General features: G+C 63.6%; 31 protein-coding genes. 19 read left to right on the top strand and 12 right to left on the bottom strand.

The features are described 5' to 3' along the window. Positions 1-67 precede the first annotated feature (67 nt). Positions 68-826 (top strand): Nif3-like dinuclear metal center hexameric protein, encoded by a 759-nt coding sequence (locus tag DNK10_RS02525; RefSeq protein ID WP_131178727.1) that lies wholly within the window; start codon positions 68-70, stop codon positions 824-826. Between the two features lie 91 nt (positions 827-917). Here DNK10_RS02525 and DNK10_RS02520 read toward each other — a convergent pair whose 3' ends face one another. Further along, the gene (locus tag DNK10_RS02520; protein WP_131190466.1) at positions 918-1,379 is read right to left on the bottom strand and encodes a hypothetical protein; all 462 of its coding nucleotides are present in this window, start codon (positions 1,377-1,379) and stop codon (positions 918-920) included. A 124-nt stretch (positions 1,380-1,503) separates the two neighbouring features. Here DNK10_RS02520 and DNK10_RS02515 point away from each other — a divergent pair, with 124 nt between their 5' ends. From DNK10_RS02515 to cysN, 4 genes are all read left to right on the top strand, one after another. Then, positions 1,504-1,857: a helix-turn-helix domain-containing protein gene (locus DNK10_RS02515; protein ID WP_131178729.1), complete on the top strand. Its 354-nt coding sequence runs from the start codon at positions 1,504-1,506 to the stop codon at positions 1,855-1,857. Positions 1,858-1,998: 141 nt separating this feature from the next. Further along, positions 1,999-2,916, top strand: coding sequence for a sulfate adenylyltransferase subunit CysD (gene cysD, locus DNK10_RS02510; RefSeq protein ID WP_131178730.1), 918 nt, complete (start codon positions 1,999-2,001; stop codon positions 2,914-2,916). A gap of 49 nt (positions 2,917-2,965) precedes the next feature. Further along, entirely contained in the window at positions 2,966-3,307 is a 342-nt protein-coding gene (locus DNK10_RS02505) for a four helix bundle protein (RefSeq protein ID WP_131190789.1), read from the top strand. A 50-nt stretch (positions 3,308-3,357) separates the two neighbouring features. Then, positions 3,358-5,253 (top strand): sulfate adenylyltransferase subunit CysN, encoded by a 1,896-nt coding sequence (gene cysN, locus DNK10_RS02500; RefSeq protein ID WP_131190465.1) that lies wholly within the window; start codon positions 3,358-3,360, stop codon positions 5,251-5,253. A 133-nt stretch (positions 5,254-5,386) separates the two neighbouring features. Here the strand turns inward: cysN and osmE are convergent, their stop codons facing one another. Further along, entirely contained in the window at positions 5,387-5,740 is a 354-nt protein-coding gene (gene osmE / locus DNK10_RS02495) for an osmotically-inducible lipoprotein OsmE (RefSeq protein WP_131178733.1), read from the bottom strand. 138 nt (positions 5,741-5,878) lie between these two features. Continuing rightward, entirely contained in the window at positions 5,879-6,013 is a 135-nt protein-coding gene (locus DNK10_RS26275) for a hypothetical protein (RefSeq protein ID WP_279635809.1), read from the bottom strand. Positions 6,014-6,186: 173 nt separating this feature from the next. Here DNK10_RS26275 and DNK10_RS02490 point away from each other — a divergent pair, with 173 nt between their 5' ends. Continuing rightward, positions 6,187-7,077, top strand: a complete 891-nt coding sequence (locus DNK10_RS02490; protein ID WP_244216191.1) for a lipase family alpha/beta hydrolase — start codon at positions 6,187-6,189, stop codon at positions 7,075-7,077. A gap of 205 nt (positions 7,078-7,282) precedes the next feature. On the opposite strand, the gene DNK10_RS02485 is transcribed toward DNK10_RS02490, so the two are convergent. The 3 genes from DNK10_RS02485 to dksA form a co-directional block, all read right to left on the bottom strand. Next, positions 7,283-7,816, bottom strand: a complete 534-nt coding sequence (locus DNK10_RS02485) for a hypothetical protein (RefSeq protein ID WP_131178735.1) — start codon at positions 7,814-7,816, stop codon at positions 7,283-7,285. Positions 7,817-8,037: 221 nt separating this feature from the next. Further along, entirely contained in the window at positions 8,038-8,925 is an 888-nt protein-coding gene (gene gluQRS, locus DNK10_RS02480; protein WP_131190463.1) for a tRNA glutamyl-Q(34) synthetase GluQRS, read from the bottom strand. A gap of 64 nt (positions 8,926-8,989) precedes the next feature. After that, positions 8,990-9,433, bottom strand: a complete 444-nt coding sequence (dksA, locus tag DNK10_RS02475) for an RNA polymerase-binding protein DksA (protein WP_131178737.1) — start codon at positions 9,431-9,433, stop codon at positions 8,990-8,992. Positions 9,434-9,765: 332 nt separating this feature from the next. On the opposite strand from dksA, the gene DNK10_RS02470 reads away from it, so the two are divergent. After that, complete coding sequence (locus tag DNK10_RS02470; RefSeq protein WP_131178738.1) at positions 9,766-10,947, top strand: pyridoxal phosphate-dependent aminotransferase; 1,182 nt, start codon at positions 9,766-9,768, stop codon at positions 10,945-10,947. Further along, entirely contained in the window at positions 10,937-11,647 is a 711-nt protein-coding gene (gene sfsA, locus DNK10_RS02465) for a DNA/RNA nuclease SfsA (RefSeq protein WP_131190462.1), read from the top strand. The genes DNK10_RS02470 and sfsA overlap by 11 nt, the downstream gene beginning before the upstream one ends. Before the next feature lie 19 nt (positions 11,648-11,666). Here the strand turns inward: sfsA and DNK10_RS02460 are convergent, their stop codons facing one another. The 3 genes from DNK10_RS02460 to DNK10_RS02450 form a co-directional block, all read right to left on the bottom strand. Then, positions 11,667-11,984: a Rieske (2Fe-2S) protein gene (locus DNK10_RS02460; RefSeq protein WP_131178740.1), complete on the bottom strand. Its 318-nt coding sequence runs from the start codon at positions 11,982-11,984 to the stop codon at positions 11,667-11,669. Positions 11,985-12,062: 78 nt separating this feature from the next. Next, positions 12,063-12,248 (bottom strand): hypothetical protein, encoded by a 186-nt coding sequence (locus DNK10_RS02455; protein ID WP_425273840.1) that lies wholly within the window; start codon positions 12,246-12,248, stop codon positions 12,063-12,065. 64 nt (positions 12,249-12,312) lie between these two features. After that, positions 12,313-12,468 carry a TonB-dependent receptor plug domain-containing protein gene (locus DNK10_RS02450; RefSeq protein ID WP_131190460.1) on the bottom strand — a complete coding sequence of 52 codons (156 nt, stop codon included), beginning with the start codon at positions 12,466-12,468 and terminating at the stop codon, positions 12,313-12,315. Between the two features lie 388 nt (positions 12,469-12,856). Between DNK10_RS02450 and DNK10_RS02445 the strand changes: the two genes are divergently transcribed. From DNK10_RS02445 to DNK10_RS02425, 5 genes are all read left to right on the top strand, one after another. After that, entirely contained in the window at positions 12,857-13,927 is a 1,071-nt protein-coding gene (locus DNK10_RS02445; protein ID WP_131190459.1) for a hemin-degrading factor, read from the top strand. 101 nt (positions 13,928-14,028) lie between these two features. Continuing rightward, the gene (locus DNK10_RS02440) at positions 14,029-14,916 is read left to right on the top strand and encodes a heme/hemin ABC transporter substrate-binding protein (RefSeq protein ID WP_131190458.1); all 888 of its coding nucleotides are present in this window, start codon (positions 14,029-14,031) and stop codon (positions 14,914-14,916) included. Then, positions 14,913-15,950 (top strand): FecCD family ABC transporter permease, encoded by a 1,038-nt coding sequence (locus DNK10_RS02435; protein ID WP_131190457.1) that lies wholly within the window; start codon positions 14,913-14,915, stop codon positions 15,948-15,950. The genes DNK10_RS02440 and DNK10_RS02435 overlap by 4 nt, the downstream gene beginning before the upstream one ends. Beyond that, complete coding sequence (locus DNK10_RS02430) at positions 15,950-16,717, top strand: heme ABC transporter ATP-binding protein (RefSeq protein WP_131190456.1); 768 nt, start codon at positions 15,950-15,952, stop codon at positions 16,715-16,717. Before DNK10_RS02435 ends, DNK10_RS02430 begins: the two co-directional genes overlap by 1 nt. Positions 16,718-16,726: 9 nt before the next feature. After that, a complete protein-coding gene (locus tag DNK10_RS02425; protein ID WP_131178747.1) occupies positions 16,727-17,611 on the top strand; it encodes a ChaN family lipoprotein in 885 nt (294 codons plus the stop codon). A gap of 158 nt (positions 17,612-17,769) precedes the next feature. Here the strand turns inward: DNK10_RS02425 and DNK10_RS02420 are convergent, their stop codons facing one another. After that, positions 17,770-18,786: a zinc-binding alcohol dehydrogenase family protein gene (locus DNK10_RS02420; protein WP_131178748.1), complete on the bottom strand. Its 1,017-nt coding sequence runs from the start codon at positions 18,784-18,786 to the stop codon at positions 17,770-17,772. Between the two features lie 110 nt (positions 18,787-18,896). Between DNK10_RS02420 and DNK10_RS02415 the strand changes: the two genes are divergently transcribed. From DNK10_RS02415 to DNK10_RS02390, 6 genes are all read left to right on the top strand, one after another. Beyond that, positions 18,897-19,814, top strand: coding sequence for a LysR family transcriptional regulator (locus tag DNK10_RS02415; RefSeq protein ID WP_131178749.1), 918 nt, complete (start codon positions 18,897-18,899; stop codon positions 19,812-19,814). Positions 19,815-19,871: 57 nt separating this feature from the next. Next, positions 19,872-20,261, top strand: coding sequence for a DUF2946 domain-containing protein (locus tag DNK10_RS02410; protein ID WP_131178750.1), 390 nt, complete (start codon positions 19,872-19,874; stop codon positions 20,259-20,261). A gap of 76 nt (positions 20,262-20,337) precedes the next feature. Further along, positions 20,338-21,702, top strand: coding sequence for a PepSY-associated TM helix domain-containing protein (locus DNK10_RS02405; protein ID WP_131178751.1), 1,365 nt, complete (start codon positions 20,338-20,340; stop codon positions 21,700-21,702). 61 nt (positions 21,703-21,763) lie between these two features. Then, positions 21,764-22,234 carry a copper chaperone PCu(A)C gene (locus DNK10_RS02400; RefSeq protein ID WP_131178752.1) on the top strand — a complete coding sequence of 157 codons (471 nt, stop codon included), beginning with the start codon at positions 21,764-21,766 and terminating at the stop codon, positions 22,232-22,234. Positions 22,235-22,312: 78 nt separating this feature from the next. After that, positions 22,313-23,242 carry a LysR substrate-binding domain-containing protein gene (locus tag DNK10_RS02395; protein WP_131178753.1) on the top strand — a complete coding sequence of 310 codons (930 nt, stop codon included), beginning with the start codon at positions 22,313-22,315 and terminating at the stop codon, positions 23,240-23,242. An 84-nt stretch (positions 23,243-23,326) separates the two neighbouring features. After that, entirely contained in the window at positions 23,327-24,217 is an 891-nt protein-coding gene (locus tag DNK10_RS02390) for an alpha/beta fold hydrolase (RefSeq protein WP_131178754.1), read from the top strand. Between the two features lie 106 nt (positions 24,218-24,323). Here the strand turns inward: DNK10_RS02390 and leuD are convergent, their stop codons facing one another. Together leuD and leuC are read right to left on the bottom strand one after the other, a co-directional pair. Next, entirely contained in the window at positions 24,324-24,932 is a 609-nt protein-coding gene (gene leuD / locus DNK10_RS02385) for a 3-isopropylmalate dehydratase small subunit (protein WP_131190455.1), read from the bottom strand. A 14-nt stretch (positions 24,933-24,946) separates the two neighbouring features. Next, a complete protein-coding gene (leuC, locus tag DNK10_RS02380; protein ID WP_131178756.1) occupies positions 24,947-26,356 on the bottom strand; it encodes a 3-isopropylmalate dehydratase large subunit in 1,410 nt (469 codons plus the stop codon). Positions 26,357-26,492: the final 136 nt, after the last annotated feature.

Genomic DNA, 26,492 nt, shown 5'->3' with positions numbered 1-26,492 from the left:
AAGGTGCGCCATTATAGAGAACCGCGCCAAGAAAGCAGCGGTTCGCAACAGCTCGTGAGGAAACTGTATGGCCATTGCTCTGACGACCCTGGTAGAGGACGCCGAACGCTATCTCGGTGCTTCGCGGATCAGCGATTATTGCCCCAATGGCCTGCAGGTCGAAGGCCGGCCGTACGTGCAGCGCATCGTCAGTGGCGTGACCGCCAGCCTGGCGCTGATCGAGGCCGCCGTGGAGGCACGGGCGGATGTACTGCTGGTGCACCATGGCTATTTCTGGAAGGGCGAGAATCCCTGCATCACCGGCATGAAGCAGCGTCGCCTGAAAACCCTGCTGGCCAACGAGATCAGTCTGCTGGCTTATCACCTGCCGTTGGATCTGCACGCCGAGGTGGGCAACAACGTGCAGCTTGCCCAGCAGTTGGAGATCACCGTCGAAGGGCCGCTGGAGCCGGACAACCCACGCACCGTCGGCCTGGTCGGCTCGCTGGCGCAGCCCATGAGCGCGCGGGATTTTGCCCGCCGTGTCCACGAGGTGCTGGGCCGTGAACCCTTGCTGGTGGAAGGCGACCGCATGATCAGCCGCATCGGCTGGTGTACCGGCGGTGGGCAGGGCTATATCGATCAGGCCGTCGCGGCGGGCGTCGACCTCTATCTGACGGGGGAGGCGTCCGAGCAGACTTACCACAGTGCCCGGGAAAACGGCATCAGCTTCATCGCTGCTGGCCACCATGCGACCGAGCGTTACGGCGTTCAGGCATTGGGCGAATACCTGAGCCGCCGCTTCGCCATCGAGCATCTGTTCATCGACTGCCCTAATCCGATCTAGCATCGGCTTGACTACGAGGCTCGCACGAAGAGCGAGCCGGCTGTGCGCATGGGTGCCGTTTCCGACGCAGCGGTAGCCGCTGGCGTGCCTCTCAGTAGCGGATGTCGATCAGGGCCTTGGGATTGGCCTCCAGGACGCGCCTGGCGAGTAGGGTGAGCAGGAGCTCGTCGTTCAGCGGCGCGGGCAGGTCGTAATGATGCAGGGCGATGGCATGGGCGCGCTGACGCCCCTTCAATCTGAGCTGACGACCGTACGTGCCCTGGCGACGGTAGCTGAGGGCGAGGACGTCACGATAGGCGAAAGGGTGTCCGTTGCAGGCAATAGCATCGTGGCCGATGACCACCGTCGTGCGTTGCAGACGCCACTCCATGATGGGGTACCAGAACAGGCCGGCCATGGCGTAGAGCAATGGCGCGATGGCGCAGAGCATCAGCCAGCCGATGCCGGAGCTGAAGGCCAGGATGGCGACCGCTCCCACGGCGAGGTTTCTCCCCAGGCTCCGGGCCATGGTGCTCGGGAGGAGATCCAATGGGTGCAGGGTGATCGGTGTCATGCTCGTCCGGGTGCCCATAGGGATTGAAAAGTATCGTTCAGCCATATTTTTAAAGTCAAGCAGTGCGATACGACACCGAAGCGATCGCTCCTTACACTCTGCCCAATCGTAAGAAGAGTGGGCCATGAGCATTTTCGGCAAAACCCTGCGCAAAGCCCGGTTGGCGGCTGGCCTGACCCAGGAGCATCTGGGGTTCGAGGTCGGGGTGACCAAGGCGTCGGTGTCTGCCTGGGAGAACGGTCGGGAAATGCCGAGCTTTAATGCGCTGCTGAGCCTGCGCGCGGCGTTGAAGATCTCGCTCGACACCCTGGTGGACGGTTGGCCGGACGAGACGCTCGTGCAGGAGCGACCTTCTGCCTATCTCAGCGATCCGCGGCGCACCTGGAGCGAGCGCGAGTTCGCCCTGCTCCAGCGTTTCCGCGGCATGAGTGGCCGACGCCAGGAGGCCTTTCTCGAAATCATGTGTCCCGGCGAGTAGCTGGTGCTCCGTTGCGGAGCGGTATAACGCTAGATCGTTTCGATCTAAGTGCCTTCCTGATTAGAATGAGACGCTGTGCTAGAGTGCGCGCTCGTCCAAGGCCCGTCGGCCTGAATAAATATCGTTATCCCGTGAGTAGCCATGCTCGACAAACTGACGCACTTGAAACAGCTCGAGGCGGAAAGCATCCACATCATTCGTGAAGTGGCCGCCGAATTCGATAACCCGGTGATGCTCTATTCCATCGGCAAGGATTCCGCCGTGATGCTGCATCTCGCGCGCAAGGCCTTCTTTCCCGGGAAGCTGCCGTTCCCGGTGATGCACGTGGACACCCGCTGGAAATTCCAGGAGATGTATCGCTTCCGCGACCAGATGGTCGAGGAAATGGGCCTGGATCTGATCACCCACGTCAACCCGGATGGCGTCGCTCAGAATATCAACCCCTTCACCCATGGCAGTGCCAAGCACACCGACATCATGAAGACCGAGGGCCTCAAGCAGGCGCTGGACAAGTATGGTTTCGATGCAGCTTTCGGCGGCGCCCGACGTGACGAGGAAAAATCCCGGGCCAAGGAGCGCGTCTATTCGTTCCGCGACAGCAAGCACCGCTGGGATCCGAAGAACCAGCGCCCCGAGCTGTGGAACGTCTACAACGGCAAGGTCAAGAAGGGCGAGTCGATCCGCGTGTTCCCGCTCTCCAACTGGACCGAGCTGGATATCTGGCAGTACATCTACCTCGAGCAGATTCCGATCGTGCCGCTGTACTTCGCTGCCGAACGCGATGTCATCGAGAAGAACGGCACGCTGATCATGATCGACGACGAGCGCATCCTCGAGCACCTCTCCGACGACGAGAAGGCGCGTATCGAGAAGAGGAAAGTACGTTTCCGTACCCTCGGCTGCTACCCGCTGACCGGTGCGGTGGAATCCGATGCGACCAGCCTGACCGACATCATCCAGGAAATGCTCCTGACCCGAACTTCCGAGCGCCAGGGCCGCGTGATCGATCACGACGGTGCCGGTTCCATGGAAGAGAAAAAACGTCAGGGGTACTTTTAAGCCGCAAGCTGCAAGCGACAAGCTTCAAGTGGACTGGAGCTGGGACAAAATGGATTTTGAGAGGCTTGAGGTCTGGCAACGTTCCAGGCAACTGACGGTACAGGTGTTCTTGGCGCTGCGAGAATGTGGCGATTATGGTTTTCGAGACCAGGTCGGGCGTTCTGCGCTGTCCGTGCCCAGTAACATCGCTGAAGGCATGGAGCGTGGTAGTGGTAAAGAAAAATGCCACTATTTGCGCATTGCCAAAGGATCCTGTGCAGAGTTGCGAACCCAATTGCTGATCGGTAGCGATATCGGCTACATCCCTAAGGCGCTTGCAAGTCAGTGGATACAGGAAACCCGTGAGCTTTCCAGAATGCTCAGCGGGTTGATCAACAGAATTTCAGGCTAGCTGAGTGCTTTTACTTGCCGCTTGAAGCTTGCCGCTTGGAGCTACGAAGAATGAGTCACCAATCCGAACTGATCAGCGAAGACATCCACGCGTACCTGGCGCAACACGAGCGCAAGGAGCTGCTGCGTTTTCTCACCTGCGGCAACGTCGATGATGGCAAGAGCACCCTGATCGGGCGTCTGCTGCACGACTCCAAGATGATCTACGAAGACCATCTTGAAGCCATCACCCGCGATTCGAAGAAGAGTGGCACCACCGGCGAGGAAGTCGATCTGGCGCTGCTGGTCGACGGCCTGCAGGCCGAGCGTGAGCAGGGCATCACCATCGATGTCGCCTACCGCTATTTCTCCACCGCCAAGCGCAAGTTCATCATCGCCGACACCCCCGGCCATGAGCAGTACACGCGCAACATGGCCACCGGCGCCTCGACCTGCGACCTGGCGATCATCCTGATCGACGCCCGTTACGGCGTGCAGACCCAGACCAAGCGCCACAGCTTCATCGCCTCCCTGCTGGGCATCAAGCATATCGTCGTCGCCATCAACAAGATGGATCTCAAGGACTTCGATGAGGGCGTGTTCGAGCAGATCAAGGCCGATTACCAGGCCTTCGCCGACAAGATCAACCTCAAGCCCACTTCGCTGTTCTTCGTGCCGATGTCGGCGCTGAAGGGCGACAATGTGGTCAACAAGTCCGAGCGCTCGCCGTGGTACAGCGGCCAGTCGCTGATGGAGATTCTCGAGACCGTGGAAGTGGCGGGTGACCGCAATTTCACCGACCTGCGCTTCCCGGTGCAGTACGTCAACCGCCCGAACCTGAACTTCCGCGGCTTCGCCGGCACCCTGGCCAGCGGCATCGTGCGCAAGGGCGACGAAGTCATTGCCTTGCCGTCGGGCAAGGTCAGCAAGGTCAAGTCCATCGTCACCTACGAAGGTGAGCTGGAGCAGGCTGGCCCAGGTCAGGCGATCACCCTGACCCTGGAAGACGAGATCGACGTCTCGCGCGGCGACATGCTGGTGCATGCCGACAACCGTCCTCAGGTGGTCGACAGCTTCGACGCCATGCTGGTGTGGATGGCCGAAGAGCCGATGCTGCCGGGCAAGAAGTACGACATCAAGCGCGCCACCAGCTATGTGCCGGGCTCCATCGCCAGCATCGCCCACCGGGTGGATGTGAACACCCTGGAAGAGGGTACTGCGAGCAGTCTGCAGCTCAATGAGATCGGCAAGGTCAAGATCGCCCTCGACGCGCCGATCGCTCTGGACGGTTATGCGCATAACCGCACCACCGGCGCGTTCATCGTCATCGACCGCCTGACCAATGGCACCGTCGGCGCCGGCATGATCATCAGCGACGCTCGTGTCTCGGGTTCGGGCCACCATAGCGAGTCCGGTCATGTCTCCACCGAAGAGCGTGCCTCGCGCTTCGGCCAGCAGCCGGCCACCGTGCTGTTCAGCGGCCTGTCTGGCGCGGGCAAGAGCACCCTGGCCTACGCCGTGGAGCGCAAGCTGTTCGACATGGGCCGGGCGGTGTACGTGCTCGATGGGCAGAACTTGCGTCATGATCTGAACAAGGGCCTGCCACAGGATCGCGCCGGGCGTACCGAGAACTGGCGCCGTGCCGCTCACGTGGCGCGTCAGTTCAACGAAGCCGGTCTACTGACCCTGGCGGCTTTCGTGGCGCCGGATGCCGAGGGCCGCGAGCAGGCCAAGGCGCTGATCGGTGCCGAGCGCCTGATCACCGTCTACGTGCAGGCTTCGCCGCAGGTATGCGCAGAGCGTGACCCGCAGGGGCTGTATACGGCGGGCGGCGATAACATCCCGGGCGATTCCTTCCCCTACGATGTACCGCTGAACGCTGATCTGGTGCTGGATACCCAGAGCCTGTCGGTGGACGAGTGCGTCAAACAGGTGCTGGCGATCCTGCGCAGCCGCGGCGCGATCTGATAAAGGCAGCTGCAAGCGACAAGCTTCAAGCCACAAGACTATAAAGCGCCGCTCAATTGGGATTGGCTTGGCTTGAAGCTAAAAAATGCCCGCTCTCCTTGGAGGCGGGCATTTTTCATTGCGAGCGACCGAATCAGATGCCGTGACCGCGGGCGCGTTCGCGTTCGTTGATTTCCATCTGCTCGCAGGTCAGGAAGCCTTTGCCGTCGACGCGATCGGCAGAGTTGAAGGCAACGTAGTAGGGCTGCTCCTTGCCATCCCTGTTGAGGACGTAGTTATTGCAGCTACCAGGCTGAACCGTGCGGGTGATTTCCGAGGAAGGTGGGCCGCCCAGTTCCAGAACGGTCGACTTGCTCATGTCTTTCTCGACCTGCTTGACCAGCGGCTCGTTACGGTAAGTGATGTGGTCGACCGGATTCTCAGGCGTGCCGGCACAACCGGTAAGGACGGCCAGAACGCATGCGGCACCCAGACTTTGTTTGAACATGATGGATTTCCCTTGTGATGAACCAGACCATTTTTCGAACCCGGCGAGTGTGGATAAGTTCGTCCTAAATCACCCATGGCTCGGTCTGGTCGTGCCCGCAGTCGCACTCACATGCTGTCGCGGGCTTTCATCCTGAGGCTAGCGGTCGATTTGCGGTTGTTGCTGGCTGCTATCTACGGCCTCGCCCAGAATGGGCGCTGGGCCGCGGCTGGGCAATGCGAGCGCATTGGCGCTCAAAAGACTCAGGGCCAGGGCGATGGTCAGGGCTTTCATGGTTGCACCTCGTTCTCTCTGCATACGGTGTTTCACGGAACCATGCTAAGGGCGAGGTAGTCAGGGATGAAGTCGACTGTCTCGATAGTGGCCATCGACGATCATGATGTGCTTTCCCTGGTGCTTGCCTGATGCCTGCCATTGGCCAGGCGGCACCCTCCATGGAGTCTGAAATGGGTCATCGTGCAGTTCCCCAGTATCCACTGGTGCTAGTTCCTGGTTTTCTGGGCTTCGTCAGCCTGCTCGGTTTCGAATATTGGTATGGCATCGTCACGGCCCTGCGCAATCAGGGCGTCGATGTTTACCCGGCGCGTCTGTCGTCGGTGCATGCCACTGAGCTTCGCGGCGAACAATTGCTGCTGCAGATCGCCGACGCCCGTCGGCGTAGCGGAGCGCAAAAGGTGCATCTGATCGGCCATAGCCAGGGTGCTCTGGTGTGCCGCTACGCCGCTGCACACAGGCCGGAATGGGTCGCGTCGGTGACTTCCCTGGCCGGCCCCCACCAGGGTTCGGAGCTCGCCGATCATATAGAGCGCAAAGCCGCGCCAGGCAGCCTGCGCGGCAAGTTGCTGCTGCTCGGGGTGCATATGCTGGCGCGCGTGGTAACGCTGCTGGACAGTGGTGCTCGTGGCGCGAGCATGCCGATCAATGCCACAGCCGCCCATCGTTCGCTGACCACCGAAGGCGTAGGCATCTTCAATCACCAGTACCCCCAGGGACTACCGTCGGTATGGGGCGAGGAGGGGCCTGAAAAGGTCAATGGCGTGCGCTATTACTCCTGGTCCGGGATCCTGCAGCCCGGTATCACCGACCAGGGCGGCAATCGACGCGATCCGTCGCATTGGTTCTGCCGGCGCTTCGCCCGCACCTTCGTGCGTGAGGCCGGGCAGTGCGATGGCATGGTTGGCCGTGTCAGCTCCCATCTGGGTAAGGTGATTCGCGACGATTACCCGCTGGATCACCTGGATATCGTCAACCAGCACTTCGGCCGTGCAGGCGAGGGCGTCAATCCGGTCAGCCTGTATATCGAGCACCTGCGCCGGTTGCACGAAGAGGGACTGTAGGTCTATCCGTTCCGGCGAATTGATCGCCGGCAAGCCGGCTCCTACGAGACGGTAGTTCGTGAGCGACAATTGCCAGGCGCCCCAGCTTCTGCAATTGATTCGCGCGGAACCGTCGCCTGGGGTGAGCGAAGCGATACCCGGGAAAGCCATGTCGGAGCGTCAGCGGTGGAGCGATCATGCCGTTCCACCTACGCACGTGATGAGCTTACTGCTCGGCTTGCGCCGCTTTCAGGGTCTCATAGGCCGGAGCCGCGTAGATGCCCACTTCCACGGCCAGCTCAAGCACCCGTGGCAAGTCGGTTGTGTACACCAAGACCGCCTGCAGTTCGTCGTCCAGCGGTTCGCTGAAGTCGACCAGCACATAGCCCTGGGTTTCCTTGGACAGGCTGCTCAGCTGCACCTGGATACGGTTCAGGGCCTTGAGCGGTTCGACCTTGTGCAACTGCTTGGCGGTGAGCACGAAGCTCACCTCGGCGCCGAAGGACGCAGTGATCTGGCTGAACAGCTCGTCATAGCTGTCGGCCTGGAACAGCACGGTATCCGGCAGGTTGCCGACCACCATCCATTCGCCCAGAGGGATGGGGAAGCTGTCGTCGTAGTTGATATCCGGGTTGGCCGCCAGAAAGGCAATCGGGTCGGCATAAGCCTGGGCGGCTTCGTCGGCGATACGGGTGATCTCGTCCTGCGGCAGGCAGCCCGAGCTGATTTTGCCGATGAGTTCTTCGAGCTGGGCGTGCATGGTGGATTCCTGATCATGAATTGGGGGCAACAGGCTGTGTGAAAACTACTGCGCTCGGTCATGCGGCGTTAAAAACCGGCTGGAATGCCAGCCCAGTCAAAATGCTCATTTACAACTCGTAAACTGCGCTTTTTCGCCGGTTTGCGGGGGCGCCTAGCCCTTGCCTGACCTTCGCTCGCTACGTTTTCACACGGCCTGGCAAGGCTGCCCGTTACCGGCGGTCAGCGCAACTGACTTTCCGCCAGGCTGCGTGTACGCGGAATGCGACTGGCATCCCAGCGACCTGCGCTCCAGAGCAGCAGCTCCTCGGCGCTGGCGTCCGCAAGCTCGCTCGGTGCCTCCTGGCCGAGTGCGCGCAGGGCGCGAAGCAGCAGCTGCGTGGCCTGATCGCCTGGCAGCGGTGGCGAGCGGTAAGACTTACCGAGCTTGTGGCCATCAGGCTGGATAATCAGCGGGACGTGCAGATAGCGTGGCTGGGGCAGCCCGAGCAGTTCCTGCAGATAGAGCTGCCGTGGGGTCGAATCGAGCAGGTCGGCGCCGCGCACCACGTTGTTGATGCCTTGCCAGGCATCGTCCAGAACGACGGCGAGCTGGTAGGCGTACAAGCCATCACGACGGCAGATAACGAAATCGCCGACTTCCCGGCCCAGGTGCTGGCTGTACTCGCCCTGTACCCGATCGGTGAAGCGGTAGGTCAGCTGTGGTACGCGCAGGCGGATAGCAGCATCATGGCGACCGTGTCCGGCATTGCCGCAGTAACCCGGATAGATACCGCCGCTGCCTTCCAGCTTTTTGCGCGAGCAGGTACAGGCGTAGGCCAGGCCCTGATCGAACAGGCGCTGCACCAATGCTTCGTAGTCGGCGTGGCGTTCACTCTGGCGTACCAGCTCGCCGTCCCAGTGCAGGCCGTAGCGCTCGAGGGTCTGCAGAATCGCGGTTTGTGCGCCAGGGACTTCCCGGGGTGGATCGAGATCCTCCATGCGCAGCAGCCAGAGGCCGCCCACGGAACGGGCATCAAGGTAAGACGCGAGGGCGGCGACCAGCGAGCCGAAGTGCAGATAGCCACTGGGCGTAGGGGCGAAGCGACCGATGTAAGCGGAGCTGTGCATGCGGGCGGGTGTATATGAAGGGGAAACGAAACGGGGCGCCTGAGCGCCCCGTTGTCTGATCGGCTCAGGAGCCGACCTGTTTTTCCTTGATTTCCGCCAGGGTCTTGCAGTCGATGCAAAGCGTGGCAGTGGGGCGGGCTTCCAGACGGCGGATGCCGATCTCGACGCCACAGGAGTCGCACCAGCCGTATTCTTCGTCTTCGATCAGTTGCAGGGTTTCGTCGATTTTCTTGATCAGCTTGCGCTCGCGATCACGGGCACGCAGCTCCAGGCTGAACTCTTCTTCCTGGCTGGCACGATCTGCCGGATCAGGGAAGTTGGCCGCCTCGTCCTGCATGTGGTGCACGGTACGATCGACTTCCTGCATCAGCTCCAGCTTCCATTTGTTCAGGATGCCGGTGAAGTGGGCGCGCATCGCCTCGCTCATGTATTCCTCACCCTTGGTTTCCTTATAGGGTTCGAAGCCACGAATCAATTGGCCGTTTGTTGCTTTTGCTTTGATGGGCATGGATGACCGCCTCTCACTCTCTCTAATCCACTGCGCAGGGAATGTGTCCGTTGCCGTTTACAATAACGGCCCTGCGACTGCAAGCGGGCGAACTTACCAGATCGACTCAAGCCGCGCCACTCCCGGATGTCGCGGTTGTGCGTCTTGGTTCGATAGAGCGTCCCCAGCGGCTTTGCAGAGGGCCTCATGGCCACGCCACGGACGCCGTACTATCTGCCGAACGGGCCTTTGCAATCGCAGTGTAAACACCTGTTTCAGTATCCTGTCGGCACGGTATGACAGAGCCGGCCTGATAGAATTCCACCTTTAATAGGTTTCCCAAGGCATTTCCCATGGCCCAGCTCTACAGCGCCCGCAGCCGCGCGATCGAACCCTTCCACGTGATGGCACTGCTGGCTCGCGCCAACCAGTTGCAGGCCGAGGGCCATGACGTCATCCACCTGGAGATCGGCGAGCCGGACTTCACCACCGCAGCACCCATCGTCGCAGCCGGCCAGGCTGCGCTGGCCGCGGGGCACACCCGCTATACCGCGGCTCGCGGGCTACCGGCTCTGCGTGAGGCGATCGCCGCTTTCTATGCGCAACGCTACCGGCTAAGCATAGACCCGCAGCGCATCCTCATCACGCCCGGCGGCTCCGGTGCGCTATTGCTGGCTGCCAGCTTGCTGGTCGATCCTGGCAAGCACTGGTTGCTGGCAGACCCTGGCTATCCCTGTAATCGACACTTCCTGCGTTTGGTAGAGGGCGCCGCACAACTGGTGCCGGTCGGCCCCGAGGAACGTTATCAACTGACCGCTCAGGCGGTGGCCGAGTGCTGGAACGCCGATAGCGTCGGTGCCTTGCTCGCCTCACCCGCCAACCCCACCGGCACGATGCTGAGTGCGCAAGAGCTGGCGGCGTTATCCCAGGCCCTGAAAGCCCGCGGCGGCCATATGGTGGTCGATGAGATCTATCACGGCCTGACCTATGGCGTGGATGCCAGCAGCGTGTTGGAAGTGGATGATGACGCCTTCGTGCTCAACAGCTTCTCCAAGTATTTCGGCATGACTGGCTGGCGCCTGGGCTGGCTGGTGGCGCCCGAAGGGGCGGTGAGCGATCTTGAAAAGCTGGCGCAGAACCTCTACATCAGCGCGCCGAGCATGGCCCAGCATGCGGCGCTGGCCTGTTTCGAGCCACAGACCCTGGCCATTCTCGAAGAACGCCGCGGCGCTTTCGCCGAGCGTCGGGACTTCCTGCTGCCCGCGTTGCGCGAACTGGGTTTCGGCATTGCCGTGGAACCCCAGGGCGCCTTCTATCTGTATGCGGATATCCGTGCCTTCGGCGGCGATGCCTATGGTTTCTGCCAGCACTTCCTGGAAACCGAACATGTGGCCTTCACCCCGGGTCTGGACTTCGGGCGCCATCAGGCGGGGCACCACGTGCGCTTCGCCTACACGCAGAGCTTGCCGCGCCTGGAACAAGCCGTGGAGCGCATTGCCCGTGGCCTGAAGAGCTGGAGCGCCGATGCGATTTGATCCGCCGCTCGAAGAAGGCCGCCTGCTGCGCCGTTACAAGCGCTTTCTCGCCGATATCGAAACCGTAACTGGCGAGCTGCTGACCATCCACTGCCCGAACACCGGCTCGATGCTCAACTGCATGAGCGAGGGCTGCAGAGTCTGGTTCAGCCGCTCCAATGACCCCAAGCGCAAGCTGCCGGGCACCTGGGAGATCGGCGAAACGCCCCATGGTCGTCTGGCCTGCATCAACACCGGGCGAGCCAATGGCCTGGTCGAGGAAGCACTGCGCGCCGGCCTGATCCCCGAGCTCGCCGACTTCAGCGCCTTGCGCCGCGAAGTGCCCTACGGCGTGGAGCGCAGCCGGGTGGATTTCTGCCTGGAATACCCGAGCGGCGTGGCCTTCGTCGAAGTGAAGAGCGTGACCCTGGGCTTCGCCGATAGCGCCGTGGCGGCATTTCCGGATGCGCGCACCGAGCGCGGTGCCAAGCATTTGCGCGAGCTTGCGGCCCTGTCGCGCAGTGGTGTGCGTGCCGTGCAGCTGTATTGCGTGAACCTGTCGGGCATCGAGGCGGTGCGGCCTGCCCGGGAAATCGACCCCGCCTACGCGGCGGCCTTGGTCGAGGCGGTGAGCGCTGGTGTGGAGGTACTGGCTTACGGCGTGGATATCTCCCCGCAGGGGATCGAGGTCATGCGACGTCTGGATGTGCTGCTGACGTAAGACTGCTGCCGGGTTTTGACTACAGATCGACCCAGATTCCGTCACTCGCCTCTCGGCTGTCGATGACCTGCAGGGCATCGCCTTCGCAAGGGCCGGCCACGCACTCGCCGGACTCGATCAGAAACAGCGCGCCATGCCGGGCACATTGAATCAGGCTGGCGCTGGGGTCGAGAAACTGGTCAGCCTGCCATTCCAGTGGCACGCCACGATGTGGGCAGCGATTGCGGTACACGAACACCTCACCATCCTTGCGAACGGCGAACAATTGCGTACCTCCAACGGAAAAGCCCCGGCTTTGAGCTTCTGGAAGCTCATCCGGGGCGCATAGACGAATCATCGAAGTCTCCAGGCCTGAGCGGGGGATTATCCCGTATCGGCCTGGCGATGGAAGAGGGGGCGCGTCCTTGCGCGAAATCTAGAACTGCCAGGAAGCGGACACGCGGAAATTGCGTCCGGCTTCGCTGTAGTAATCCTCTGGTTGGCTCAAGGTGTCGATGGACACTGCGTTCCAGTACTTCTTGTCGAGCAGGTTGAACAGGCCGGCCTGCAACTTCACACCATCGAGCGCTACGGGTTGCCAGTAGCCGGTGAGGTCGAGCACACCGTAGCCGGGTGCCTTGAAGTCGGTGTCGGACTCTACCTTGTGCCAAATGCCTTGCCGTCGGCTAGCAGGTCATCAGCGTCCGCAGTTGCAGGGCGCCGCCAAGAGCTCCGGAGCCTATCTGGCTGGAGTTCGCGCCGCGCGATACGTCGATATCCGAAAGGCTGTTGAAGTCGATCGAGTCGAGGCCGCCCGATACGCCCCGTACCGCATCGTTCAACTACGGCATCCGTCGACGTCGTGGTGGGGAGGGGTTGTTCGATCGCTGTATCGACGACGTTCGTACTGTCGAGTTCGGTAGTCGTGTTGCCGATGCTCTGGGCCATGGTCAGAGAGGGGCTCAGAAGCAGCAGCGCCATCCATGGTCGCAGGGGAAAGGGAGGTATGCTCATGACGTTGGCTCCGCGCAGTGGCTCTTGATGGCCTGATTGGCGGAGCGGACGTTAAATCACTTTATTTGGTTAATGCAAATCATTATCAGTGCTGTTGGGTTTTTATTCTCATTGGGTTAATCTCGTCAGTCTTGGTGCGTTGCGTTCTTACCCCTCTGAGGGCTGACGTTTGTCCCTGCCACTCGCTACGCCAGGCCGTGATCCTGAAGGAATAGCATGATGTCCGATCCTCTTTCCGCTCGTGCTCCGAGCCCCTTGTACTTGAGCTGGCAAGTGCTGCGCGGCGAGCAGCCGCACCTGCGTGCCCGCGATGCCGCAGCGCAGTTGGGCGTCAGTGAGGCCGAGCTGACCGCCAGCCGTCTGGGCGTGGACGCTGTGCGCCTGCGTCCGGAGTGGGCGGCGCTATTACCGGCGCTCGGCGAGCTCGGGGATGTCATGGCCCTGACCCGCAACGAGTCCTGCGTGCACGAGCGCAAGGGCGTTTACCGCGATGTGACGGTGACCGCCAATGGCCAGATGGGCCTGGTGGTCTCGGCGGATATCGACCTGCGTCTGTTTCTCGGTGGCTGGGCCAGCGTGTTCGCTGTCGAGGAGCAGAGCCCGCGTGGGGTGATGCGTAGCTTCCAGGTTTTCGACTTTCAGGGTGTGGCGGTGCACAAGGTGTACCTCACCGAGCAGAGCGAGCTGGCGGCCTGGGAACCCTTGGTTGCACGCTTCCGTGACGCGCAGCAGAGCGCTGAGCTGGAGCTGAAACCCCAGCCGCAGCCGGCGGTGCAGCGTGCGGACGAACAGATCGATGCCAGCGCCCTGCGCGTTGGTTGGTCGACGCTCAAGGACACCCACCATTTCTTCGCCTTGCTGAAGACCCACGGTGCAACCCGCACCCAGGCGCTGCGCCTGGCAGGCAGCGAGTGGGCCGAGGCGCTGGCGCCCGGCGCCTTGCCTGGGCTGTTCGAGCGCGTTGCAACTGCCGAGGTGCCGATCATGGTGTTCGTTGGCAACCGGCACTGCATCCAGATCCACACCGGCCCGGTAAGCAACCTGCGCTGGATGGATACCTGGTTCAACGTACTGGATCCGCAGTTCAACCTGCACCTCAAGGCCAACGACATCCATGAGCTGTGGCGGGTGCGCAAGCCGAGCAGCGACGGTGTGATCACCAGTTGGGAAGCCTTCGATGTCCAGGGCGAGCTGATCCTGCAGCTGTTCGGTGCGCGCAAGCCTGGTGTGCCTGAACGCGAGGACTGGCGTCGCCTGGCAGAGGAAACTCCGGTTCTGCAAGCCTGAAAGCACGTGCAACCGCCTTGTCTGCGGCTACACTGCCAGCCCTGGCCACTGATGCCTTGTGGTGGCCCTGATACGAATCCCGTTTTTCTGGAGCCTGATCCATGACCCGCCCCATCGCCGTATTCGCCCTGTTCGCCAGCCTGCTGTCGCCGCTGGTGGCGAGTGCCGAAAACCTTCCCCAGCGTTGGGTCAGCGCCGGCGGCTCGCTCAGCGAGTGGGTCGTGGAACTGGGTGGTGAAGGCAAGCTGGTCGGCGTCGACACCACCAGCCTGCACCCGTCGTCCCTGCAGAAATTGCCGAGCGTGGGCTACCAGCGCCAGTTGGCCGCCGAGGGCATCCTTGCCCTGCGTCCCGAGGTGCTGCTCGGCACCGAGGAGATGGGCCCACCGCCCGTACTGGCGCAACTGGCGGCGGCAGGCGTGAAGGTCGAAGCCCTGTCGGCTGATGCCGATCTGCAGGTATTGCACGGCAATCTGCAGCGTATCGGTGCACTGCTGGGCGACGAGGCGCGTGCCGAAAGCGTATTCGCCGCATACCAGGCACGGCTGAGCGAGCAGGCCGACTGGGTCGCCAAGGCGCAGGCCGATACCCAGGCGCCGACCGTGTTGCTGCTGCTCGGTCACGCCGGCAGCAGTCCCATGGCGGGCGGGCAGGACACTGCCGCAGCCTGGGTCATCGAGCACGCTGGCGGCAAGAACCTGACTACCCACAATGGCTACAAGGCGCTGTCCACCGAGGCCTTGCTGGCGCTGGATCCCGAGGTGGTGATTTTCGCCGACCGCCGCCTGAGTGGCGACGAGGCCAGGCAGGCGTTGCTCAAGCAGAACCCGGCGCTGGCCTCGACCAAGGCCGGTCGGGCAGGGCACCTGGTGGCAATCGACCCGACCTTGCTGGTCGGCGGTCTCGGCCCGCGCATTCCCGCTGGCCTCGCCGAGCTTTCAGCGGCCTTCTATCCGGGCCGTACACCGCTCACCCCCGCGACCCCATGAGGCCGGTGATCAGCCCGCGCTCACTGTTTATCGCACTGGGCCTGCTGCTCGCGCTTGCGTTGTGGCTATCCCTGGCGCTGGGGCCCGTCAGCCTGGCGTTGGGCGACACGCTACGGGCCGCGTTACGCCTGGCGGGTTTGCCACTGGACAGTGAAGGTCTGCAGCAGGCCGAGCTGATTCTCGGCCAGATCCGCATGCCGCGCACGTTGCTGGGCCTTGCCGTTGGAGCGGTGCTGGCGCTGTGTGGTGTGGCGATGCAGGGGCTGTTTCGCAATCCGTTGGCTGATCCCGGCCTGATCGGGGTGTCCAGCGGTGCGGCGCTCGGCGCGGCTATCGCCATCGTCGGTGGCGCGGCGTTGGGCGGTATTCCCGAGCTGTTCGCGCCCTATCTGCTGTCGCTGTGCGCCTTTCTTGGCGGGCTGGTGGTCACCGCGCTGGTCTACCGCCTGGGTCGGCGCAATGGCCAGACCAGCGTGACCACCATGTTGCTCGCCGGGATCGCCCTCAATGCCCTGGCGTTCGCCTGCATCGGCCTGTTCACCTACCTGGCCGACGATGCCACCTTGCGCACCCTGACCTTCTGGAACCTCGGCAGCCTCAACGGTGCCAGCTACGCGCGGCTGTGGCCCCTGCTGCTGGTGACCCTCGCCGTGGCACTGTGGTTGCCGCGCCGAGCCCAGGCGCTGAATGCCTTGCTGCTGGGGGAGTCCGAGGCGCGCCATCTGGGCTTCGCGGTCGAGCGGCTGAAGCGCGAACTGGTGTTCTGCACGGCGCTGGGCGTCGGCGCGGCCGTGGCGGCGGCCGGGATGATCGGTTTCATCGGTCTGGTGGTGCCGCATCTGGTACGTCTGTTGGTCGGCCCTGATCACCGCGTGCTGCTACCAGCCTCGGCGTTGGCCGGTGCCAGCCTGTTGCTCCTGGCGGATCTGTTCGCCCGGCTGATTCTGTCGCCGGCCGAGCTGCCCATCGGCATCGTCACCGCATTGATCGGCGCACCGTTCTTTCTTTATCTGCTGCTGCGGGGGCGCACCTGATGCTCAGTGCACACGAGCTGTCGATCCTGCGCGGCGACAAGCAGGTGCTGGCCGATATCGATCTGCAGTTGCAGCCCGGCGAGGTGCTGGGTGTGCTCGGCCCGAACGGTGCCGGCAAGAGCACCCTGCTCGGTGCCCTGTGCGGCGAGTTGGCGGCAGCAGCGGGCGAGGTATCGCTTGGCAATCGTCCACTGAGTGAATGGCATGGCGTGGAACGCGCCCGGCGCCTGGCGGTGCTGCCACAGAGTTCGTCGCTGAGCTTCGGCTTTGCGGTTCGCGATGTGGTGGTCATGGGGCGCATGCCACACGACACCGGTCGGGATCGTGATGCGCAGATCGTCCGCGAGGCGCTGCAGGCCGCCGACGCCGAGCACCTGGCCGAACGCAGCTACCTGGAGTTGTCCGGCGGCGAGCGCCAGCGCGTGCATCTGGCGCGGGTGCTGGCGCAGTTGTGGCCGGGCGGCGCCGAGCAGACGCTGCTGCTCGACGAACCGACCTCCATGCTCGACCCCCTGCATCAACACACCACGCTGCAGGCCGTGCGCCGCTTTGCCGAACAAGGCGCGGCGGTGATGGTGATCCTCCATGACCTGAACCTGGCCGCGCGTTATTGCGACCGCCTGCTGTTACTCAACGACGGGCGAACCCATGCCATCGGCCTGCCCGCCGAAGTGCTGCGTGCCGAGCCGCTACAGGCCGTGTTCGGCCTCGAGGTGCTGGTGCAACGGCATCCAGAACGCGGGCATCCGCTTATCGTCGCCCGTTAAGGAGCCAGCATGCGTACCCTTCTGTTGTTTGCCGTGCTGGTGCTTTCCGCCTGTCAAGGTCAGCCTGTGCTGGCACCGCTGCCAGAGTGGCAAAGCCCGCAGGGGCGCGAGCATGCCGAGTTGGGGCAGATCCGGGATTTGCATAGTGGCGAGCGGCTGACACCCGAGCAATTGGTGGCACGCCTGGCTGTGATGCCCCATGTTCTGGTCGGTGAGCAGCACGACAACCCGGATCATCACGCGCTGCAGCTGTGGTTGTTGCGCGCTCTTGAGCAACGTCGTAAGCAGGGGGGCTTGCTGCTGGAGATGCTCGCGTCCGGCCAACAGCCGTTAGCCGATAACGTGGCGCAGCAGATGAGAGAAGGCCGACAGATCGATGATCTGCCCAAGGCGCTGGAGTGGAGCAATGGCTGGCCCTGGACGTTGTATGGGCCGATCGTGCGCCACGGGCTGGCTCAGGATCATGGGCTGAGAGCGGCGAATCTCGACCGCGCCGAGATCATGGCCATCTACCGTGAGCAGCCTGTTCTGCAGGGCCGTGCGTCGACCGCCGCAACGGTGCGTGAGCCGCTGCTGGCGCAGATTCGCGAGTCTCACTGCGACAAGCTGCCGGTCAGCCAGTTACCCGCGATGCTGGCGGTGCAGCAGCAACGTGACCGGCGCATGGCCGAACGCCTGCTGGCCGCGCCGCAGCCAGCGATGCTGTTCGCCGGCGCCTTCCACGTGCGGCGTGACCTGGGTGTGCCGCTGCACCTCAGCGATTTGGGCGCATCCGCTACCGCCCAGGTACTGATCCTCGCCGAGGTGGGCAAGCCGGTGACGGCAGAGCAGGCGGACTATGTGTGGTACACCGCCGCCCTGCCGGCCGAGGATCACTGCGCGCGATTTCAGTAGCCGCGAGCTCTTCGTAGGGTGGACATAAAGATCGCGCGATTGTCGCCGCGCCGTAACCCACCATCGGCGTCACAGCGGATATCGCCTGGTGGATTACGCGACGCGCCACGATGCTTGGCGTCGCTAACCCCCCTAACGTTCGTTGGCTAACCCGGATTTCAGAACCCTTCCAACACGATCTTGCCTTTTGCCTTGCCGCTTTCCAGCAGGGCGTGGGCGCGGCGCAGGTTGTCGGCGTTGATGGTGCCGAAGTGTTCGCCCAGGGTGGTTTTCAGGGTGCCGGCGTCGACCAGATCGGCTACGCGGTCGAGCAGGCGATGCTGTTCGATCATGTCGGCGGTTTCGAACAGCGAGCGGGTGAACATCAGTTCCCAGTGCAGGGAGATGCTCTTGCGCTTGAGTTTCATCACGTCCAGCGGTTGCAGCGGATCATCGATCAGCGCCAGGCGGCCTTGCGGGGCCAGTGCTTCGACCAGGGCGTCGTAGTGCAGGTCGGTCTGGGTCAGGCTGGCCACATGGCTGACCTGGGGGATGCCGATACGAACCAGTTCCTCGTTCAGTGGCTTGCTGTGGTCGATCACGTGATGAGCGCCCAGCTCGCGTACCCAGGCCTGGGTTTCTGGCCGTGAAGCAGTGCCGATCACGGTCAGCCCGGTGAGTTGGCGGGCCAGTTGCACCAGCATCGAGCCGACGCCACCCGCCGCGCCGACGATCAGCAGGCTCTGGCCCTGGTCGGCGGTGCCGTCGGCGACCTGCAGACGATCGAACAGCAGCTCCCAGGCGGTGATCGCAGTGAGCGGCATGGCCGCGGCTTCGGCGAAGGGCAGGCTGCGCGGTTTACGGCCGACGATGCGTTCATCGACCAGATGCAGCTCGCTGTTGGCACCCGCGCGATTGATGGCGCCGGCATAGGAAACCTCGTCGCCGACCTTGAACAGGGTTACGTCGCTGCCGACTGCCTTGACCACGCCGGCGGCGTCCCAGCCCAACACCTTGGGCTGACCTCCTTCCGGTGCCACGTTGCGGCGGATCTTGGTGTCCACCGGGTTCACGGAGATGGCCCTGACCTCGACGAGGAGATCCCGTGGCCCTGGCGTTGGTACATCCAGTTGCACGTCCTGCAAGGCTTGCGGGTCATCGATGGGTAGCGACTGGTGATAGGCGACGGCTTTCATGTGAGTGTCCTGTCTGGTGACTGAGATGAACGCAGCTTGCGCCAATCCATTGCCAGGAAAAACCGGATGAAGGTAGAGTCTCTTTCAATATTTTTTTGAAGATCGACGCCATGCTGCGTTTTGACGACCTGCAACTGTTCGTGCGTATCGCCCAGGAAGGCAGCCTGTCTGCCGCAGCGCGCCTGCTCGATATCTCGCCAGCGGTGGCCAGCGCCGGGCTCAAACGGCTGGAGCAGCAGTTGCAGGCGCGGCTATTCGCCCGCTCGACTCGCAGCCTGCGCCTGACCGGCGAGGGCGAAGCCTTTCTGGTGCATGCCCGGCAGGCATTGCAGAGCCTGGAGGCCGGGCGCCAGCAGTTGGCCGGGAGCAAATCCGCCATCAGCGGGCCGCTGCAGCTCTCGGTGCCGTCCGATTTCGGTCGCAATACCTTGCTGCCATGGCTCGATACGTTCATGCAGGCGCATCCGCAGGTACAACTGCGGTTGCTGCTTGGCGACCGGGTCACCGATCTGTTTCGCGAGCCCGTGGATATCGCCCTGCGCTACGGCGCGCCGGAAGACTCGAGCCTGGTGGCGCTGCCTGTGGCACCCGGCAATCGCCGGGTGCTGTGCGCGGCGCCGGCTTATCTGCAGCGGCATGGCGAGCCGCAGCAGATCAGTGATCTGCGCGAGCACAACTGCCTCATCTACATGCTCGGTGGCCGTGCCTACGAGCGTTGGCGCTTTCACGATGCCGACGGCGAGCACAGCCTGCAGGTCGCTGGCGACCGGCTCAGTGACGATGCCGACGTGGTGCGCCGCTGGGCGGTCGCAGGGGCGGGTGTGGTGTACAAGTCCTGGCTCGACGTGGCGGGTGATGTGCACGCCGGGCGCTTGAAGATCCTCTTGCCGCAGGTGCTGGGCGAGCCGACACCGCTCAATCTGATCTGCACCCATCGTGAGCAACTGAGCAAACCGGTGAATCTATTGCGCGAGTTCGTCCAGGCGCGCTGCGCCGAGTTGCTGGCGCAGGCTCCGTGGGGTCGCTAAGCTCTGCGGCAATCCACCGCAGCACCTGATACGCCACAAGCCCTAAAATCGCCGCCCATGAACCTGTCCCGCTCTGATCGCTCGTTGCTCGCCTGGGTGCTGTATTTCAGCGTCCTGTTCAGCGCGTTCGCCTGTGCCATCGGTCACGGACAGATGACCGGCCTGCAACTCAGCGGGATGGACGGCGGCTACTGCGCCCTCGATGCAAGTGGCAGCGGTGCCATGGACATGGGCGGCGTCGATTCCGGCATGCCGATGCCCTCGACGGGATCCGGTTGCCCGTTGTGTTCCACCTTCGTTGCCCTGGCGCTCGCTGCCTTTTTCGGCCTGCTTGGCCTGTTGCCACGCCTGCGCCCGGCAAACCCGCGCCCCAACGCCGAACCCGGCGGGGCCGTGCGCTATCTCTGGCCCTCGGCCAACCCTCGCGCTTCTCCGCTGATCGCCTGACCTCGTTTGGTTGTCGTTGCCTGCTGCGTGTTTTGGCGTTGTGGGCAATTCGCTTACGCACAAGATCGGGTTCCACATGAGAAACGCGACACCCTCGTTCTATAACCTGGCCTGGCGCTGGCATTTCTATGCCGGCCTGTTCGTCATTCCCTTCATGATCATGTTGTCGTTGACCGGCATCATCTACCTGTTCAAGCCACAGCTCGATCAACTGATGTACGCCGATCTGCTGCAAGTGGAGGCCAGCGGCCAATCACTGACAGCCGATGAAATGCTTGGCCGGGTACAGGCGGTCTACCCCCAGGGCAGCGTCAGCCAATACCTGCCGCCGGTGGATGCCGACCATAGCGCGCAGTTCATCGCCGCTGTTGGCGAGCGCACCCGCAATGTATTCGTCGACCCCTACAGCGGCGCCATCCTCGGTACCCAGGATGCCCACGACAATCTGCAGGCGCTGGCCCGTGCGCTGCACGCCGACCTGCTGATCGGCACGCCGGGTGATCGTCTGATCGAACTGGCTGCCGGCTGGGGTGTGGTGCTGGTGGTCTCCGGCCTGTATCTCTGGTGGCCTCGGGGCAACAACAAGGCTGGCGTGCTGTGGCCGCGGCTGTCAGCCCGTGGCCGGCTGTTCTGGCGCGACCTGCATGCCGTCACCGGTTTCTGGGGGGCCTTGTTGCTGCTGTTCATGCTGCTCACCGGCATGACCTGGACGGGGTTCTGGGGCAAGCAGTTCGCCGGAGCCTGGAATCACTTTCCCGCGGCCATGTGGGACGAGGTGCCGACCTCGGATCGCCAGGTCGGTGTACTCAACCAGAGCCACAGGCAGATCGTGCCCTGGGCGCTGGAAAACACACCGATGCCGGTGTCCGATCCCCACGCCGCGCACAACGGCGGTGCCAGGCCGGTCTCCACGGCGACACCGACGGTAAGCTTGCAGGCGGTGGTGGATATCGCCAGCGAGCGAGGCGTGCATCCGGGCTACAGCATCACCTTCCCGACCACCCCGGAGGGCGTCTACACCATCGCGGTGTTCGCCGATGATCCACGTAACGACGCCACGCTGCACATCGACCAGTACAGCGCCGCCGTACTGGCCGATGTACGCTGGCGCGATTACGGCCTGGCGGCCCGCACCGTGGAAAGTGGCGTGATGCTGCACATGGGCAAGCTCTACGGTCTGCCGCATCAGTTGTTCATCTTCGTCGTGTGCCTGCTGATTCTGCTCAGCTCGATCAGCGGCCTGATCATGTGGTGGCGCCGACGGCCCAGCGGCAGCCTCGGCGTGCCGCCGCTGCGCCATGACCTGCCGCGCTGGAAGGTCGGCGTGGCGATCATGATCGGCCTCGGCGTGCTGTTCCCACTCGTGGGTGCTTCCTTGCTGCTGATCTGGGCCCTGGATTTTCTGCTGCTGTCGCGTCTTGCGACACGCCGGCTGGCTTGACCTTTCGTTGCCATGCCCGCGGGTACGGCCTTGTATTCCATTCGATCCACGGAGAATCACCATGTCATTGAAGAAAATCGCGCTGACCACCGCGCTGCTCGCCGCCAGCCTGCTGGCCACTGCTCACGAGTACGACGCTGGCGAGCTGCATATCGACCATCCCTGGTCGCGGGAAATGCCGCCGGTGGCGCCAACCGCCGCGGCCTATTTCGTGGTGCACAACAAGGGTGACCAGGATGATCGCCTGTTGGCCATTGAGACACCGGTGGCTGGCAAGGCGGAGATTCACGAGCATGCCCATGTCGGCGGCATGATGAAGATGCAGCAGGTACCGAATGTGGTGATTCCCGCTGGCGGCGAAGTGAAATTCGCCCCCATGGGCTACCACGTGATGCTGTTCGACCTGAAGCAACAGGCCAGGGATGGGGATCGTTTCCCGCTGACCCTGACCTTCGAAAAGGCCGGGCAGGTGCAGGTCGAGGTGGCGGTGCAGAAGGATGAACCGGCCGCGGCCGAGCATCACCAGCACTGATCGCCGGGCGAGCGCCAGGGTCGCCCTGGCGCCTGCCAGCCGGTATCCTCGGCGTTTACCCAGCCGCGGAGTCGGGTCATGAACAGCTCACGTGATCCCTTCCCTCTGCCCGAGGATTTGCGGGTCTTTCTCACCGTCATGCGCAAGCAGGGCTTCGCCGCCGCGGCGGAGGAGCTCGGCGTGTCTCCCGCCTATGTCAGCAAGCGCATCCAGATACTGGAAGCGACCCTGAAAACCCGCCTGTTGCACCGCACCACACGGCGTGTCGCACTGACCGAGGATGGTGAGCGTACCCTGCGCTGGGCACTGCGCATTCTCGATGATATGGACGCCTTGTTCGACGAGTTGTCCGTCGCTCGGCAGACGCCCCGAGGGTTGCTGCGCATCAGCAGTAGCCTTGGCTTTGGCCGGACGCACCTGGCTCCGGCCATCGCCCGACTGGTGGAGCAGTACCCGGATCTCGACGTGCGCCTGGAGGTATTCGACCGTGTGGTGGATATCGTCGGTGAAGGCTTCGACCTGGAGATTCGCGTGGGCGACGACCTGCCGGGGCAATGCATCGGCCGACGCCTGGCCAGCAACAGCCGGGTGTTGTGCGCCTCGCCCGGGTATCTGCAGCGACGCGGCGTGCCTGCCAGCCTGGAGGCGTTGCAGGAGCATGATTGCCTGGTGATCAAGGAGCGCGACTATCCCTTCGGTATCTGGAATCTGCAGCGTGATGGCGAGACGCACAGCCTGCGCGTCAATGGCCCGCTGTCCTCCAACAGCGGGGAAATCGTCCTGGCCTGGGCATTGGCCGGGCGCGGCATCATGTTGCGCTCGCAGTGGGAGGTGCAACCGCTGCTGCAGAGCGGGGAACTGGTGCAGCTGTTACCCGAGTGCAGCCAGAGCGCCAATGTCTGGGCGGTGTATCCCACGCGCCTGGCCCATTCAGCCAAGTTGCGCGTCTGCGTGGAGTTTCTCGAGCATTACCTGTCGACGCTGCCGGCCTTTGGCCACGCTTCATGAATGGCCACACCACGTTTTGTGCCTTAGTCCCGCGTCCCGGGCAGCCGAGAATGGCGGCAGACCATCTCATAAGGAGACTCAACGATGTTTGCCTCGTTCGAACAGGGCCGCTGCCAGGTCAACGGCATCACCATCCATTACCGCAAGGGCGGCAGTGGCCATGGCTTGCTACTGCTGCACGGGCACCCGCAAACCCACGTGATGTGGCACAAGGTGGCCGACCGGCTGGCTGAGCACTTCACCGTGGTGGCCGCCGACCTGCGTGGTTATGGCGATAGCGACAAGCCGGAGGGTGACGCGCAGCATCTCGCCTATTCCAAGCGGCAGATGGCCCTGGACGGCCTCGAGCTGATGCGTGCGCTGGGTTTCGCCCGGTTCGACGTGCTGGCCCACGACCGAGGCGCGCGGGTCGCCCACCGCCTGGCGCTGGATCATCCCCAGGCGGTGAAGCATCTGATAACCCTGGATATCGCGCCGACCCTGGCGATGTACGCGCAAACCAGCGAGGCGTTCGCCAAGGCCTACTGGCATTGGTTCTTCCTGATTCGTCCGGCGCCATTGCCGGAAACCCTGATCGAAGCCGACCCACAGCTGTATCTACGCAGCGTTATGGGCGCGCGTAGCGCGGGCATGCGGCCTTTTACCGAGCAGGCCTTCGCCGAGTACCTGCGCTGCATGCAGTTGCCCGGAGCCGCCCATGGCGTCTGCGAGGACTACCGCGCCAGCGCCGGCATCGACCTGGAGCATGATCGCGCCGATCTGCAGGCCGGGCGCAGGCTGAGCATGCCGCTGTTGGCCCTGTGGGGTGCCGATGGCACCGTGGGGCATTGCTTCGATCCGCTGCGCGAGTGGCGCCAGGTGGCCGATGACGTGCGTGGCAAGGCCCTGCCGAGCGGCCATTACATCGCTGAAGAAGTCCCGCAGCTGTTGCTCGACGAGGTACTGGCGTTTCTCGGCCCCACCATGGCCGGATAAGCCAACGGGGTATCGTGTGTGGCCCGCCATCCCTGGCGGCCACTCTTAGGGTCGTCGCTGCGTGACCGGGAATGTTCCGTCTGCAGCTCCCTGGCAAGCGCTGGCGTCAGGCCAGCCAGGGGTTTTCCTGCAGATGGCGGCGCTCGAACTGGCGAATCTGTTCGGCGCGTCGCAGGGTGCTGCCGATGGCGTCCAGGCCGTGCAGCAGCGCCTCCTTGCGCAGCGGGTCGATGCTGAACGCCAGGCTGCGGCCGTCGCTGAGGCCGATTCTTTGCGCCGCCAGATCGACCTCGAGGCGGTTGTGCTCGGCCTGACCGACCCACTGGCCGAGCCGGCCCGCTTCGGCGTCGCTCAGGCTGATGGTGAGCACGCCGTTGCGCTGGCAGTTGTCGAAGAAGATTCCGGCGAAACTGCTGCCGATCAGTGCCCGAATACCCAACTGCTTCAAGCCCCAGACCGCGTGTTCACGGCTGGAGCCGCAACCGAAGTTGGGCCCCACCACCAGGAAGCGTGCGTCGCGCCAGGCGGGCTGGTTGAGGATGAATTCAGGGTTGAGCTGGCCGTCGGCGAGAAAGCGCAGGTCGAAGAACAGGCCGCGATCCAGACCATGGCGGTCGATGCCCTTGAGAAACTGCTTGGGCATGATCACATCGGTGTCGACGTTGGCGGCGAGAAAAGGGGCGGCTGTGCCGCTGACAGTGGTGAAGGGCTGCATGCTGGCCTCGCGAATCAGAGGGAACGAAGGTCGGTCAGGTGCCCGGCGATGGCTGCCGCGGCGACCATCGCCGGGCTCATCAGGTGGGTGCGCGCACCGGCGCCCTGACGGCCTTCGAAATTGCGGTTGGTGCTCGACGCGCAACGGTTGCCGGTCTGCAGCACGTCATCGTTCATCGCCAGGCACATCGAGCAGCCTGACTGACGCCACTCGAAACCGGCGTCGCGGAAAATCTGCGCCAGGCCCTCGGCTTCGGCCTGGTCGCGCACGGCGGTGGAGCCGGGCACGATCATGGCGCGTACATGGCTGGCGACCTTGCGCTGCCTGACAACCTCGGCGACCTGGCGCAGGTCTTCGATACGGGCATTGGTGCAGGAGCCGATAAAGGCATGGTCGATGGGGACGCCCTTGAGTGGCTGACCCGGCTCCAGGCCCATGTAGGCGAGTGCGCGCTGCAGGTCACGGCGCAGGATCAGGTCAGGCTGCTGTAGCGGATCCGGTACGCAACCGTCGATGGGCGCGGCCTGATCCGGGCTGGTGCCCCAGGTGACCATGGGCTGCAACTGGCTGGCATCGATCCGCACTTCACGGTCGAACTGCGCCTCGGGGTCGCTGCGCAAGTGCCGCCAGCGCGCTACGGCCTGTTCCCACAACGCGCCCCTGGGCGCCCGTGGCTTGTCCCGAAGGTAGGCGAACACCTTGTCGTCCGGCGCCATGAAGGCGCCCCGGGCGCCGGCTTCGACCGCCATGTTGCAGATGGTCATGCGGGCTTCGACGCTGAGCGCATCGATGCCCGGGCCGCAGAATTCGATGGCGTAGCCGGTCGCGCCGGCCGCGCCGATCCGTTCGATCAGGGCCATGATGATGTCCTTGGACGCCACCCCTGGGCCCAGCTCGCCGGTGACGGTCACGCGCATGCTTTTCAGGCGTTTGTAGACCAGGGTCTGGGAGGCCAGCAGATGCTCGATTTCCGAGGTGCCGATACCGAAGCCGAAGGCGCCCAGGGCGCCGTAGGTGGTGGTGTGGCTATCGCCAGCGGCGACCACCATACCGGGCAGGATGAAGCCCTGTTCGGGCGCGACCACGTGTTCGATGCCTTGGCGCTTGTCCAGCACATCGAACAGCTCGATGGCGAAATCGCGACAGTTCTCGGCCAGGTAGGCGACCTGGCGTGCGCCACCGGCATCCGGCATGGCGGCCACCCGGTTAGGGGCGGTGGGGTTGACGTGGTCGACCACTGCCAGGGCCGTCGCCGGGCGCCACACCGGCCGGGTGGCCTCGCGCAGGCCGCTGAAGGCCTGGGGGCTGGTGTATTCGTTGAGTACCTGGCGGTCGATGTACAGCAGCACGTGGCCGGCATCGTCCAGCGTGCACACGGTATGGGAATCTATGTGTTTGTCGTAGAGGGTCTTGGCGCGACTCATGGTCTAGGGCTCGCTTGACGTTATTCGGGGCGGAGCCACCCACCGGGCGGCTCCTGCAACGCCTGCTACGACCGCCTGCCATACGCGGGCGGCGCGCAGCGGGCGCCCGAACCCAGGATAGGGCGCCCCCGTCAGC

The sequence above is a fragment of the Phytopseudomonas daroniae genome, assembly GCF_004327275.1.
Lineage (GTDB): Bacteria > Pseudomonadota > Gammaproteobacteria > Pseudomonadales > Pseudomonadaceae > Aquipseudomonas > Aquipseudomonas daroniae.
Note: the sequence above shows the minus strand (reverse complement) of the source record. Positions and strands in the feature narration are given on the sequence as shown.

Excerpts from the sequence above, each read along its gene's own strand:
- DNK10_RS02525 (WP_131178727.1), top strand. The coding sequence starts at position 68 with ATGGCCATTGCTCTGACGACCCTGGTAGAGGACGCCGAACGCTATCTC.
- DNK10_RS02520 (WP_131190466.1), bottom strand. The coding sequence starts at position 1,379 with ATGACACCGATCACCCTGCACCCATTGGATCTCCTCCCGAGCACCATG.
- DNK10_RS02515 (WP_131178729.1), top strand. The coding sequence starts at position 1,504 with ATGAGCATTTTCGGCAAAACCCTGCGCAAAGCCCGGTTGGCGGCTGGC.
- cysD (WP_131178730.1), top strand. The coding sequence starts at position 1,999 with ATGCTCGACAAACTGACGCACTTGAAACAGCTCGAGGCGGAAAGCATC.
- DNK10_RS02505 (WP_131190789.1), top strand. The coding sequence starts at position 2,966 with ATGGATTTTGAGAGGCTTGAGGTCTGGCAACGTTCCAGGCAACTGACG.
- cysN (WP_131190465.1), top strand. The coding sequence starts at position 3,358 with ATGAGTCACCAATCCGAACTGATCAGCGAAGACATCCACGCGTACCTG.
- osmE (WP_131178733.1), bottom strand. The coding sequence starts at position 5,740 with ATGTTCAAACAAAGTCTGGGTGCCGCATGCGTTCTGGCCGTCCTTACC.
- DNK10_RS26275 (WP_279635809.1), bottom strand. The coding sequence starts at position 6,013 with ATGAAAGCCCTGACCATCGCCCTGGCCCTGAGTCTTTTGAGCGCCAAT.
- DNK10_RS02490 (WP_244216191.1), top strand. The coding sequence starts at position 6,187 with ATGGGTCATCGTGCAGTTCCCCAGTATCCACTGGTGCTAGTTCCTGGT.
- DNK10_RS02485 (WP_131178735.1), bottom strand. The coding sequence starts at position 7,816 with ATGCACGCCCAGCTCGAAGAACTCATCGGCAAAATCAGCTCGGGCTGC.
- gluQRS (WP_131190463.1), bottom strand. The coding sequence starts at position 8,925 with ATGCACAGCTCCGCTTACATCGGTCGCTTCGCCCCTACGCCCAGTGGC.
- dksA (WP_131178737.1), bottom strand. The coding sequence starts at position 9,433 with ATGCCCATCAAAGCAAAAGCAACAAACGGCCAATTGATTCGTGGCTTC.
- DNK10_RS02470 (WP_131178738.1), top strand. The coding sequence starts at position 9,766 with ATGGCCCAGCTCTACAGCGCCCGCAGCCGCGCGATCGAACCCTTCCAC.
- sfsA (WP_131190462.1), top strand. The coding sequence starts at position 10,937 with ATGCGATTTGATCCGCCGCTCGAAGAAGGCCGCCTGCTGCGCCGTTAC.
- DNK10_RS02460 (WP_131178740.1), bottom strand. The coding sequence starts at position 11,984 with ATGATTCGTCTATGCGCCCCGGATGAGCTTCCAGAAGCTCAAAGCCGG.
- DNK10_RS02445 (WP_131190459.1), top strand. The coding sequence starts at position 12,857 with ATGATGTCCGATCCTCTTTCCGCTCGTGCTCCGAGCCCCTTGTACTTG.
- DNK10_RS02440 (WP_131190458.1), top strand. The coding sequence starts at position 14,029 with ATGACCCGCCCCATCGCCGTATTCGCCCTGTTCGCCAGCCTGCTGTCG.
- DNK10_RS02435 (WP_131190457.1), top strand. The coding sequence starts at position 14,913 with ATGAGGCCGGTGATCAGCCCGCGCTCACTGTTTATCGCACTGGGCCTG.
- DNK10_RS02430 (WP_131190456.1), top strand. The coding sequence starts at position 15,950 with ATGCTCAGTGCACACGAGCTGTCGATCCTGCGCGGCGACAAGCAGGTG.
- DNK10_RS02425 (WP_131178747.1), top strand. The coding sequence starts at position 16,727 with ATGCGTACCCTTCTGTTGTTTGCCGTGCTGGTGCTTTCCGCCTGTCAA.
- DNK10_RS02420 (WP_131178748.1), bottom strand. The coding sequence starts at position 18,786 with ATGAAAGCCGTCGCCTATCACCAGTCGCTACCCATCGATGACCCGCAA.
- DNK10_RS02415 (WP_131178749.1), top strand. The coding sequence starts at position 18,897 with ATGCTGCGTTTTGACGACCTGCAACTGTTCGTGCGTATCGCCCAGGAA.
- DNK10_RS02410 (WP_131178750.1), top strand. The coding sequence starts at position 19,872 with ATGAACCTGTCCCGCTCTGATCGCTCGTTGCTCGCCTGGGTGCTGTAT.
- DNK10_RS02405 (WP_131178751.1), top strand. The coding sequence starts at position 20,338 with ATGAGAAACGCGACACCCTCGTTCTATAACCTGGCCTGGCGCTGGCAT.
- DNK10_RS02400 (WP_131178752.1), top strand. The coding sequence starts at position 21,764 with ATGTCATTGAAGAAAATCGCGCTGACCACCGCGCTGCTCGCCGCCAGC.
- DNK10_RS02395 (WP_131178753.1), top strand. The coding sequence starts at position 22,313 with ATGAACAGCTCACGTGATCCCTTCCCTCTGCCCGAGGATTTGCGGGTC.
- DNK10_RS02390 (WP_131178754.1), top strand. The coding sequence starts at position 23,327 with ATGTTTGCCTCGTTCGAACAGGGCCGCTGCCAGGTCAACGGCATCACC.
- leuD (WP_131190455.1), bottom strand. The coding sequence starts at position 24,932 with ATGCAGCCCTTCACCACTGTCAGCGGCACAGCCGCCCCTTTTCTCGCC.
- leuC (WP_131178756.1), bottom strand. The coding sequence starts at position 26,356 with ATGAGTCGCGCCAAGACCCTCTACGACAAACACATAGATTCCCATACC.